A 12,759-nucleotide genomic window follows, 5' to 3' on the forward strand; every position below is an offset into this window, starting at 1 on the left:
ACCAACCTCTGACAAAAAAATCCTAAAAATCCCTAAAAATCCCTAAACTCGTCAACATAGTTTCAATGGTTTCAGCCTTATTTTTAAATTATGTGATATTCTATACTTACTGTATAATCTATAGCCCCTTTACTACCTAATAAGATTTTAAAGCCTGAAATACCTATAAATTCGTTGTTTAAACCAGCGATCGCCTCATGTTCATTTTAGGATGGCGATCTAATTTTTCCAACTTCCTCTAATAGTGATTTGACCTATTTACAACTATATGGTAAGCATGAAAAACTCACCAATACAATTGAAAAAATCCTCAAATGGCTAAATACTCAACAATACTAGATATCCTGAACCATCGCTCCCAAAATCTACCTAACCAAATTGCTTATACATTTTTGCCAGATGGAGAAACCAAGTCTGGAAGCTTAACTTATCAACAATTAAATACCCAAGTAAGAGCGATCGCTGCTCACCTCCAATCAATCATCATCCCAGGAGACCGAATATTAGTTCTTTATCCCTACACCGCCGGACTAGAATTTATCGCCAGTTTCTTTGGTTGTATCTGTGCAGGAGCGATCGCTGTTACCAGTAACCCTCCCCTCAACAACGACGCTATAGCCAAACTCCAAGAAAGAGTAGAATCTTCCGAACCAAAAGCCATTCTCACCACAGAATCTTTTTTACGGGAAATTCAAGAAAAATTAGCCAAAAATCCAGACTTAGCTCCTAAACTCAACCAATTACCCTGGATAGCTACAGATAAAATTTATTTTTCTGAAGCACCCCAATGGATAGAACCAAAAATAGACCCAGATACCCTTGCCTTTTTCCAATACACCTCCGGTTCCACAGGCAAACCAAAAGGAGTAATGGTCAATCACCGCAACGTATTGCATAACTCAGAAATTATTTATCAGTCATTTGAACATACCCCAGAAAGTCAGGGCGTAATTTGGCTACCCATGTTCCACGATATGGGATTAATTGGTGGAGTAATACAACCTTTATATGGTGGTTTTCCCGTCACCCTCATGTCACCCGTAGCTTTAATTCAAAAACCCATACGTTGGTTAAAAGCTATTTCTCAATACAAAGCAACAACCAGTGGCGGACCCAACTTTGCTTACGACCTAGTTTCTCGGCAAGTAACGCCAAAACAACTGAAAAATTTAGATTTAAGTAGTTGGAGTGTCGCATTTTCTGGAGCTGAACCAGTGCGAGCTGCAACTTTAGAAAGATTTGCCGAGACTTTTGCCCCTTGTGGGTTTCGCCCAGAAGCTTTTTATCCTTGTTATGGAATGGCAGAGACTACCTTATTTATCAGTGGCGCAACAAAAACAAAACCTCCAGTTATTAAGTATGTGGATGCCGAAGCTTTAGCAGAAAACCGAGTTGTGGTTGGCGGTGAAAAAAGTAGAGCTGTGGTTAGTTGTGGTTTTGCTTGGTTGGGCGATGAAATTATGATTGTTGACCCAGAATCATTAGTTCCACGTCCAGATGGTGAAGTTGGAGAGATTTGGGTATCTGGTGCAGGTGTAGGTAGGGGTTATTGGAATCAGTCAGAGGAGACGGAGCGAACTTTTAATGCTTTTTTGGCAGATAAAGGACCTTTTTTACGAACGGGAGATTTAGGATTTTTACAAGATGGGGAATTATTTATTACTGGTCGGATTAAAGATGTGATGATTTTGTGGGGTAGGTACCGTTATCCCCAAGATATTGAGCTGACTGTGGAAAGGTGTCATCCCGCTTTACGGTCTAGTTGTGGAGCAGCTTTTTCTATAGAAGCAGAAGATGATGAGCGGTTAATAATTGTTCAAGAGGTGGAACGCAGTTATTTACGGAAGTTGAATATTGAGGAAGTAGTTGGAGCTATTCGTCAGGCAGTTGCTGAGGAACATACGGTAGAAGTTTATGCTATTAATCTGTTGAAGACTGGTAGTATTCCTAAAACTACCAGTGGTAAGATTCAGCGTCGAGTTTGTCGGGGTCAATTTTTGGAAGGTTCCCTAAATTTAGTAGGTCGATGGCAACTTCAGACTGAAAGAGGTAGTGTATCCGAATTAGCTGGTAATTATATAGATAGCCAAAATTCTTAGGGGGTAATACTAAATCTCAAAAAGTTTGCTATGTATCTTTGTAATGGGAAGATGGAGAGATGGTAATTAAACATAGCATTACTATTCAGAAAAGGTTTTATTTGACAAACAGTTTGATGATATTGAAGAAGGCAGCTATGCTGTTTGCACAGCATTCCCTAAGAAAGGGGAAATTGCATGGGGTAGGGGCGAATGGCCATTCGCCCCTACAGGATTTTGGTTGTGACATGAGGTCAGAGATCGGCAAAAGTGCTATAAACCCGCTACAGAAAAGATAATAGTTGATCGGGACTTACGCAGAGACTCTACATACAGAGAAGGCGAATACCATTCGCCCCTACAGATGGTGGTTTCAAAGCCAATTTGCGTAAGTCCTGAGCATATCAACTTTCTAAAATTCCCACCATAATTTGTAATAACTCTGTCAAGTCTGCTGGAACTCGATATACATTTGTATCTTGTATAACTTGTTTTTGTTGAGTATCCAAAACAGCAAATTGCCAAATATTACCCATTCAAACTCCACCATATAGCATAGAATAGTTGGCAAATTCTGCTTTTTCTACAGCAATTAATTCCACTGCCAGTTGCGCGAAACCTCTTTTTGACCAAAAAATGAGGGTATGTGCCTCCCCTTTTAAGGGGATGAAAAAAATATTTAGTTCAGTATTTCAAGCCTCCGACTTCAGTCGGAGGTTCACTGATAACTGATAACTGATAACTGATAACTGAAATGACACTCCACGCACCTATTGGCGAGTGGATTTTTGGTTCATCGAGACTACTTGCTTTGATAGAATCACTTCCATCAAAGTAGAGGCATTCTCTCCCCAAACTTTAGCTCCGGTGTGCCCCACCGTACTTAATCCTTTTTTCAAGATATTGATTGCTGCATTTTCGTCTCTATCCAACACACAACCACAGGAACAAGAATGAGTTCTAGTTGATAGAGATTTTGTGACAATTTCACCGCATTGAGAACAGTTTTGAGATGTATATTGGGGTCGTACAGCAATAGTGATTTTTCCAAATTTAATCCCAAAATACTCTATCCATTCTCTAAATTGGTACCATGCAGCATCATTAATACTTTTAGCCAAACAATGATTTTTAACTAAGTTCTTAATTCTTAAATCCTCATAAGCTATCACATCGTTGGAGTGAACTACGCACCTTGCTAATTTCACAGCAAAGTCTTTACGCTGCCTACTTACTTTAAGGTGAACCTTAGCTAATCTTGCCCGTGCTTTTTTACGGTTAGATGACCCTTTTTTCTTTTTAGAGAATCTTCTTTGCAGTCTCTTTAACCGCTTTTCAGACTTTCTTAGAAACTTAGGATTATCTATTTTATTTCCGTTTTGGTCTGTATAAAAAGAAGCTAAACCAACATCTAACCCTATACACTGACCAGATGGTTTAACTTCCTCTTTTATTTGACAATAAAGAACAAACTGACAATAATATCCATCAGCACACTTAATTAGTCTAACTCGTTTAATATCAGATTCATTAAAATACCCTAAGTCCCAAATTCCTTTGAGTTTAAGGATTCCAATCCTTTTTTTGTCGCTAAAATTAATCGTTTTAGGATTTAAAAGTTTCCATCCCGTTGTCTTATATTTGATTGATCAAGTCTAATATACTCCGATTGCCTCTTCTGCCTCTTCTTAGAAAGTATTTTAGATCGCCGTTTTCTTGATAATTTTTCTTAGATATTCCCCAAAACAATTCGGACAAACTTTTCGCGTCAATCATTGATATATATCTCTCTTCTATTATTATGGGTACATACAAACGATAATAGTAATCATCACCCATATCAGTGCATTGATCTAATTTAATTGTAATTTTTTGACAGCGAATTTTAATTGAAGAAGTTCCAAGAGCTGCACGTCTACGCATATTAGATTGATCTAATAAGGAATGCCACGAATTATCTTTTATTTGGTAAATTTTATCGGACTCTTCTGTCTCCAAACAGTTTACCTTACCAATTATTGCCTGGCAATATTGAAAAAAACTTTTGCGAGAAGTAGATTTAACTAAATCCGTAGTCTGTCTTGCCACAAGAATAAATTCAGATACAAATCTTAGATATAACACGATCTTTTAATCCTAAATTATTGTCATAAATTACAGTATTTTCTCTAGCACAAAAAGCATGATATAAATATTTTTAAATTAACCTTAAATCGTATTTTTTTTATAATATATAAATGCTCTTAAACAACAAATATAATAATCAGCTTCACATAACTTACTAGAATTCAAAGGATTAGTATTTTCTACTCTAGCTATATAGCAACATTTATGGGCAGAATATAAATTATTTAATGTTATAGATAAGCTTTCTTCTCTTGATAAGTATTTTTCTTCTTTGAGAGCTTCAAAAGCTGCCATAACTTGAGCATGAGCCACTTTTTCTAAAGCTTTAACTACAGGACTACTATCTATTGCTTTATAAATTATATTAATTCCAACAAAATATGGTTTTCCTTGGGAAATAAGTTCTAAAAAATCACCGATAATGGTTGTTTTATTAGTATTTGAAAATTACATTAAACTTCTATTCTCACTAACTCCTGAAAGTCAGAATTTAATTTCTGACTTGGTGACTTGGTGACTTGGTGAATAAATTGTATTAATTGCCATAAAATATGGTTTTCCTGTGGAAATACATTCTCAAAATTCATCATTGTCTGATTAATATTTGAAAATTACATTAAAGTTCTATCCTAACTAACTCCTGAAAGTAAGAATTTAATTTCTAACTTCCAACTTCTAACGGTAGTGGTGCATTGTAATTTTTTCGGTAACGGTATAGCAAGCATTTCAGCCACCATTCACCATTACTATACAGGACTACCCTTCTAACTTCCTTACTCACCCACAACTTTTTTCATATAATCCCCCCATAACTGAGCTGCTTGTCCGCTACTGCTATAAGTAGGAGAATTATCATCATTTCCTAACCAAATACCTGTAACCATACTTTTGTTAGGAATATAACCAACAAACCATAAATCTACTCCTCTATTAGTCGTACCCGTTTTACCAGCTTCATCTAATCCTACATAAGCTCCACGACCAGTACCATATTGCACTACTCCTTGGAGCATTTGAGTCATGGTATCCGCTATTTGTGGTTTTAATATCTGACGGTTAGCTTGAATATCCCCTTGAGGGTTTTCACAGTTTGGATCTGAATTATAGGAATAAATACAACGACAAGTGTAGATATTATCGCGATCGCTACAGTCGCTACTATCAATAATCTTTCTAATGGTATGAGGGCGATTTCCTACTCCACGATTAGCGATCGCTCCATAAGCGCCAGTCATTTCTAAGACGTTAACTTCATTTTGACCCAAAATTAATCCTGGTACAGCATCTAACTTAGATTTAATTCCTAAACGCTGTGCCATTCTGACTACATTACCTAAACCCACTTGTTGAGCAACCCTCAAAGCTACCACATTTTCAGAAAGTGCTATTCCAGTGTACATATTTGTATTGCGGCCACTGCGTTGACAACCTCCGTAAGTCTGACCCATCCATCTCATGGAACTACAAGAATATATTTTTGTTGGTGGTATCCCTCTTTCCAAAGCAGCAGCATAGGCAAATACTTTAAAAGTAGATCCTGGTTGACGTTGTGCTTGAGTTGCCCGGTTAAACTGACTCTGTTGATAATCTTCACCTCCGGTCAAGGCGATGACTTCTCCATTTTTAGAGTCTATTGTGACTATAGCGCCTTGGGAAAAATTAGCATAAGATCCAGCATTGTTAATTGCATCTTTTAAACTTGTTTCTGCTTTAGTTTGAATTTCAGGATTTAAAGCTGTTTGAACAACAAAATTTCCTTCTCTAGCTAAGTCTTCTCCCAATAATTCTTCCAGTTCACTAAATACATAACTATAATAATAAGGTGCTATTGTACTTTGGAGAATTTCTATAGCTTTAGGATTAATTTCTACCCGTGATCGCCTCGCTCTATCTGCTTCTTGTTGGTCGATCATGCCCAAAGTGAGCATTCGATAAATTACTCCATCTCTTTTTTCTATAGCTAATTGATAATTTTCTACAGGATTAAAAGTATTAGGTGCTGGTAAAATCCCTACTAATGTTGCTGCTTCTGATAAAGTTAAATCTTGAGCGCTTTTGCCAAAATAAAATCTAGAGGCATCTTCAAATCCGTATAAATCTAACCCTAAATAAACCTTATTCAGATAATTTAATAATACATCGTTTTTACTATAAAAAGCCTCTATTTTAAAAGATACTATTGCCTCTCGTACTTTCCTACCCAAAGAATCTTCTGTACCTACATAGTCACGAAAGACGCTTCTTGCTAATTGTTGAGTTACCGTACTTCCTCCTTGACTTATACCATCTGCCCTCAAATTTGTCAATACTGCTCTAGTAATTCCGATGGGGTCTACGCCGAAATGCCAATAAAAGCGACTATCCTCAGAAGCAATAACTGCATCAGGTAAATATTTAGAGAATTTAGATATGCGCCCTAATTCATAGTGAGCATTTCTGTAGGTGGGACGTAGAGGAGTTTGTCCATCACGAGCATAAACTACTACCGGGCCAGTAATTGGATTAGGTAAAGGGTCTACCTGAAATTTTGTCCATTCCAGCAAAACAAGTAAACTGATTAAAGCGGTTAATCCAGAAAGACCGAAGACAGTATAACGAAATGTTTGAAAATACCAAACAGGAGGGTCTACATATCGAATTTTAACAGTATCAGCTAATACTGGCGGTCCTAAAGTTAGAACATCGCCATGACGTAGAGACATACGAGAAACTTGTTTTTTCCCATTGTAGATACCATTAGCAGAATTCTCGTCTTTAACTATGTAAGGAGCTTTAGATTTATTAGTATTTTTGGAGACAGACAGATGAATTTTACTAATCAGGGGATTACGAATAACAATATCACAAGCTTGGGAAGAGCGTCCTAGTAAATAGCGATCGCCCAAAAGAGGATATTTTTTAGGTGGAGTATTCTCTGTTTCCTGTATCCATAGTTCGGGTACTTTAGCATTAGGTCTCAGTGCTAGTCGGGAAAAGTTGACATTGGCATGAATAGTTTTAACTACTTGGGTAATATTGCCCAAGAGAGTTTGAGAATTACGAGGAGGCCGTGAATAATTCATAACTAGAGGGAACAGGGAACAGAGAGTTAACGAAGTCAAAAGTCAGTAGGGGCGATTCGCGAATCGCCAGTACAGAAGTTAGAAGTTATTTTTGTAACGGGAATGCGTGAGCAACCCTCCAAAAATATTTCGCCTTAAAAGGCAGGGTATTATACCAAGCGTGAAAAAAGAATGCTACAAAAAGGTAGACTTCTATCGAATATACTTAAAAATAGCTATTCCAGTTCATTTTAGATAGCTATTTATATTGTTTTCCCCTTTTTTTCAAGATTTCAACCTTCTTCCTTCTTTCCTCTTCCTTTTTTCGTAGGGACGTTGCATAAGGGAGTCTCTACTATTTGTAACAAACATTTATCAAATTGGTATTATGCCCAATTATTTTGATAAAAAAGCGTTTACTGGCGGAATGCTGCGCAAACAGAAGTTCAGCAGTCAGCTTTGCGCGTATGCGGAGCATTCTGGAACGGAAAGGGTATAAGCAACCCAAACTTTTTTTGACAGACTGCTCCTTCATTAATTGATAATGGATCATGGATAATTGATAATTACCTCGGGTTTTAACCGCTACGGAATTGAACATAAGGAAATATTATTTCTTTTCTTGGTCGATTGGATATGGCGAGGTATCCTCGCCATCCCTCGACCGCTTTTTTCCCCTTAAAAGGGTAGACTTCAAGGCGCGAATTATTTAATTATTAATTATTAATAATCCGGTAAACAGATACCATTATCTATAGCACTACATTTTTAGGCTGAAGCGCTGAAGCGCGCTCTAACTAATAGCTAGTTAACCCAATTTTTCAGTAATTTGCTTGAGAATTCATTGACATCCTAAGCTACAAAATAATAGAAACTGTAACTTAAGGATGTCTACAATATGCTTATTTAATTTTACTGGCGAATATCACAAATTGATGTTAATCATACCACACTTTTAATCTAATCCAGCATCAGTTACTGCCCCTAAACTGCTAGAAGATACTAACTTTGCATACTTTGCTAATACACCTCTGGTATACCGGGGTGCTGGAGGTTGCCATGCTTGACGACGTTGTTGTAGTTCCTCATCAGAAATATTTAACTGTAGCAAACGCTGGTGAGCATCAATAGTAATCATATCTCCTTCCTTTATCAGAGCGATCGCGCCACCTACTGCTGCTTCTGGAGCTACATGACCAACTACCATACCGTAAGTACCACCAGAAAACCTACCATCAGTAATCAACCCTACTTTATCTCCTAAACCAGCACCAATAATAGCCGAAGTTGGTGCCAACATTTCTCGCATTCCTGGCCCTCCTTTCGGTCCTTCATAACGGACTACAATAATATCTCCTGCTTGAATTTTTCCTGCTAATATTGCCTCTAAGCAAGCTTCTTCTGACTCAAATACTCTTGCTGGACCTGTTATTTCTGGGTTTTTGACTCCGGTAATTTTAGCAACTGCTCCCTCAATTGCCAGATTTCCTTTTAAAATAGCTAAATGTCCTTGAGCATACATAGGATTATCCCAAGGGCGAATTACATCTTGATTGGAGGGTGGTTCCGAAGGTACGTCTGCTAACTGCTCTCCAATAGTCTTACCTGTAATAGTTAGAGCATCTGGGTGGAGTAGGTCATGTTCGAGGAGCATTTTCATTACTAAAGGAATGCCACCCGCTTGATGTAAATTTGTTGTAACGTATCTACCGCTTGGTTTCAGGTCGCACAATACAGGAACTCTTGCTCGAATAGTTTCAAAATCATCAATAGATAATTCTACATTAGCAGCATGAGCAATGGCTAAGAAATGTAGAACTGCATTAGTGGAACCCCCAACTGCAGTAATTACCGAAATTGCGTTTTCTATAGCCTTGCGGGTAATTATTTGACGAGGTAAAATTTGTTTGCGGATAGCCTCTACTAGAACTTTGGCAGACTCCTCGGTACTATCAGCTTTTTCTGCATCTTCCGCCGCCATAGTTGATGAATACATCAGACTCATACCCATTGCTTCAAAAGCTGAAGACATAGTATTTGCGGTGAACATTCCTCCACAAGACCCAGCACCTGGACAAGCTCTACGTTCAATTTCTTTCAGCTCTGTTTCATCAATTTTTCCAGCACTGTATTTTCCTACTGCTTCAAAAGCACTAACTACGGTTAAATCTTCACCATTATAGTGACCTGGTTTGATAGTACCACCATAGACAAATATCGCCGGAATATTCATTCGAGCGATCGCTATCATTGCTCCTGGCATATTTTTATCACACCCCCCAATGGCTAAAAGTCCGTCCATGGCCTGGCCATTACAAACTGTTTCGATGGAGTCGGCAATAACATCCCTAGAAACGAGAGAATATTTCATTCCCTCAGTACCCATAGAAATACCATCACTAATGGTAATTGTGCCAAATATCTGTGGCATTGCCCCTGCTTGTTTGGTTCCTGCCACAGCTCGCATGGCCAAATCATTGATGCCCATATTGCAGGGGGTAATAGTGCTATAAGCATTAGCTACTGCGACGATCGGCTTAGTAAAGTCTGAATCTTCAAAACCTACAGCTCTGAGCATAGCTCGGTTAGGAGCACGTTGTACTCCTTTTGTGATTAATTGGCTTCTGACATTCTCTGGCATAGTATTTTTTTGTTGTACTTATGTTCTGATTTTCTCAGAAGATAAGCGTGGTTTTTGAGATATTTACAATAAGATTACTAAATTTAAGCCCTTAATTTGGTGTCTGTAATTTGATCTTTTCCCTTATGAGTTTAATACCCCACTGTCTACACGGTGCAAATGCGGTTGCTGAGGGACCAATCCCCAGAGACCACATTCTCCTGACTCCCGACTCCTGACTACTTCTTCCACGGAATATATAGGAAAGCGAAAAGTTTCACAGAAAAAGCTGGTTAATAAGTTAATTAGGTATATGTAGGGGTTCTCTTTTGCTTTTGTAAATTAGTAATGTCCTAGTTTAAATATAAAATGTAAAATAGAAAATAGTTTGAGGCGGTGCAAATGGAGGCGGAAGAACTTCTAAAACAGTATGCAGCAGGGGAAAGAAATTTTAAAGGTATTACCCTAGTAGGGGTCGATTTAAGAGGAGCTGATTTAAGTAATAGTAATTTTACTAGGGCAAACTTCCGTAATATAAAACTTATGGGTGCTAACCTATGTGGAGTTAATCTCAGAGAAGTGGATTTAGGGGATGCTGATCTTAATGGGACTAATTTGAGTGAAGCTAATTTGATTGGAGCGAGTCTGGTGAAAACTGATTTAACTAATGCTAATTTGAGTGAGGCTAATCTTAGGGGTTCTAATTCTAGGGAAGTTAATTTAAGTCAAGCTAATTTAAGTCAGGCTAACCTGACGGAAGCTAATTTAAGTCAGGCTAATTTGACGGCAGCTAATTTAACTGCAGCTACAATGATTCGCGTTAATTTGATTAGAGCTATTTTAAATGCTTCAAATTTAGAGTCTGCGAATTTAACAAATGCTTTGATGAATGAGTCAATCTTGGAAGAGGCCAATCTAACTAATGGTATTCTCAGTGGGGCAATGTTAAGTGGGGCTAATCTCAGTGAAGCTGAATTGAGCAAATCTACTACTATTGGAGCTACTTTGAGTGAAGCTAACTTAAGTGGAGCGAAATTACGAACTGCTAATGTTAGTTGGACTACTTTTCGAGGAGCTAATATGAGTGGAGCTAATTTATTTCGGGCTAATTTAAGTTGGTCAAATCTCACAGGAGCAATATTAATTAAGGCTGTATTGATTGATGCGAAGCTAAATAAAACTAATTTACGAGATGCAGATATGAGGGGAGCAATTATGCCTGATGGTACAACTTTTCCTTAAAAGAGATTATTTCTGCTGATACTGTTTCACGGAAGTTATAAGTGATAATTCAAAAGTCAAAAGTCAAAAGTCAAAAGTAAGATTTTATAGAGCTGCAACACTTTGATGCTACATTAATAATTAATAATTAATAATTAACAATTACCTCTTCTTGAAAAGAAGAGGATTGATTCAGTATAATTTATACTTAATTACCAAAGTCAGCTATAAAGTCTATATTCATTTAAACTTCCTTATCAGAGCTGATAGCTGACAGCTAATAGCTGTTTGCGCAGCATTCCGTAGGAAATGCTTACTTTAAATGTGCGAAACTATTTGTGATAGACCTAAAGTGAATTGGTATTAATATTATAATTTTAAGATTTTTTTATTAAATTATATATATGTTTTATTTGACAGATAATAATGATATTAAAAAATGTATTCAACAATTAGCTACTGCTAATATACTTTGGATTGATACAGAGGTTGCTGATTATAATACTCGTAAACCTAGATTGTCTTTAATTCAAGTATTGGCTGAATCTCAAGATTTGATAGGCGATCGCGTTTATATTTTGGATGTTTTAGATAATCTTGATTTAACTAATTTTTTTATCGATAAAATTATGGTTGAGCCTAACATTGAGAAGGTATTTCATAATGCTAGGTTTGATATTAAATTCTTGGGTAAAAATGAGGCTAAAAATATTACTTGCACTTGGGAAATAGCAAAAAAATTACCTTATTATATTTTGCCTCTTCCTAATTTAAAACTGAAGACATTAGTTGAAAATTTAACTGGTTTTAAAAATATAGATAAAGAAATACAAGGTAGTGATTGGGGACAACGACCGCTGACAGAAAAACAGTTAGAATATGCAAAAATGGACTCGGTTTATTTAGCTCAAGTACATTTAGCTTTGTTCGAATTAATGAAACAAAATAATTCTGAACCTACTGCTGAAAATTTAGATGAACTAGGTCAAAGATATCAAGATATTTTACATGAATGGAAATTGTTAGATTCAGAAATTACTCATATACTTGAGCGGATAAAATTAGCTATGCAGGCACAGAATATTTCTGAAACTTCAAATTTTAAATTATCACCTACAGAACGAGTTACTCAAAAAGTTAATTTTGCTGAGTTGGCAGCGATCGTACAAAATCAGGAAATAGATTTAGATTTTCCGATTACTGTTACTCAAAAACTACAAAAAGATTTTGGAGATATTATGAATAAAATTTCGGTAAATAAAGAGAAAAATTCTAGCTGGAAATTGACTGTTAAAAATTTGTCCGATATTAACTAGCCTATCAGCTTAAGTTAAAATTCCCATTTAAATTGCATTTCTATGTTGCTGATTATGGGTATGATTTAATAATTTTGTATTTGGGATTTTTTATTTTGGATAGTTTGAATCACTTGTTAATATTAACTATTCCCTATTTCCTATTCCCTATAAATCTAAGCTGACTGCTGAGTGCTGATTGCTGATTGCTTTTTAATCAGCCATATTAGTCAGAAAAATTAAAATAATTAAAAATAATTTGATTTGATAAATCTTGTAGACTAAATAACTTTTTTATTCTACTCTTAAATTAATAGCTAAAGCTGCTACTTATTAGTAGCTTAAATATCAATAACTAAATACATATTATTGAGGAA

General features: G+C 36.5%; 8 protein-coding genes and 1 pseudogene. 3 read left to right on the forward strand and 6 right to left on the reverse strand.

The window, feature by feature from the left end:
- The first annotated feature begins 314 nt into the window (after positions 1–314).
- Positions 315–2,099 carry a fatty acyl-AMP ligase gene (locus tag F6K23_RS11555; protein WP_293154932.1) on the forward strand — a complete coding sequence of 595 codons (1,785 nt, stop codon included), beginning with the start codon at positions 315–317 and terminating at the stop codon, positions 2,097–2,099.
- Between the two features lie 383 nt (positions 2,100–2,482).
- Here F6K23_RS11555 and F6K23_RS11560 read toward each other — a convergent pair whose 3' ends face one another.
- The 6 genes and pseudogenes from F6K23_RS11560 to ilvD all read right to left on the reverse strand — a co-directional run bounded on the left by F6K23_RS11560 (position 2,483) and on the right by ilvD (position 9,887).
- A complete protein-coding gene (locus F6K23_RS11560) occupies positions 2,483–2,614 on the reverse strand; it encodes a hypothetical protein (RefSeq protein ID WP_293154935.1) in 132 nt (43 codons plus the stop codon).
- Positions 2,615–2,848: 234 nt separating this feature from the next.
- A pseudogene (locus F6K23_RS11565) lies at positions 2,849–3,727 on the reverse strand (RNA-guided endonuclease InsQ/TnpB family protein); the annotation flags it as partial.
- Positions 3,714–4,166 carry a hypothetical protein gene (locus tag F6K23_RS11570; protein WP_293154938.1) on the reverse strand — a complete coding sequence of 151 codons (453 nt, stop codon included), beginning with the start codon at positions 4,164–4,166 and terminating at the stop codon, positions 3,714–3,716. The gene F6K23_RS11570 and the pseudogene F6K23_RS11565, both read right to left, overlap by 14 nt.
- Positions 4,167–4,286: 120 nt before the next feature.
- Positions 4,287–4,517, reverse strand: coding sequence for a hypothetical protein (locus tag F6K23_RS11575; RefSeq protein WP_293154941.1), 231 nt, complete (start codon positions 4,515–4,517; stop codon positions 4,287–4,289).
- 461 nt (positions 4,518–4,978) lie between these two features.
- Positions 4,979–7,267, reverse strand: a complete 2,289-nt coding sequence (locus F6K23_RS11580) for a PBP1A family penicillin-binding protein (RefSeq protein WP_293154944.1) — start codon at positions 7,265–7,267, stop codon at positions 4,979–4,981.
- Between the two features lie 934 nt (positions 7,268–8,201).
- Entirely contained in the window at positions 8,202–9,887 is a 1,686-nt protein-coding gene (ilvD, locus tag F6K23_RS11585; protein WP_293154946.1) for a dihydroxy-acid dehydratase, read from the reverse strand.
- Between the two features lie 381 nt (positions 9,888–10,268).
- Between ilvD and F6K23_RS11590 the strand changes: the two genes are divergently transcribed.
- Positions 10,269–11,108, forward strand: coding sequence for a pentapeptide repeat-containing protein (locus F6K23_RS11590; protein ID WP_293154949.1), 840 nt, complete (start codon positions 10,269–10,271; stop codon positions 11,106–11,108).
- 383 nt (positions 11,109–11,491) lie between these two features.
- The gene (locus F6K23_RS11595; protein ID WP_293154952.1) at positions 11,492–12,403 is read left to right on the forward strand and encodes a ribonuclease D; all 912 of its coding nucleotides are present in this window, start codon (positions 11,492–11,494) and stop codon (positions 12,401–12,403) included.
- Positions 12,404–12,759: the final 356 nt, after the last annotated feature.

This window comes from Okeania sp. SIO2C9, assembly GCF_010672455.1.
Lineage (GTDB): Bacteria > Cyanobacteriota > Cyanobacteriia > Cyanobacteriales > Microcoleaceae > Okeania.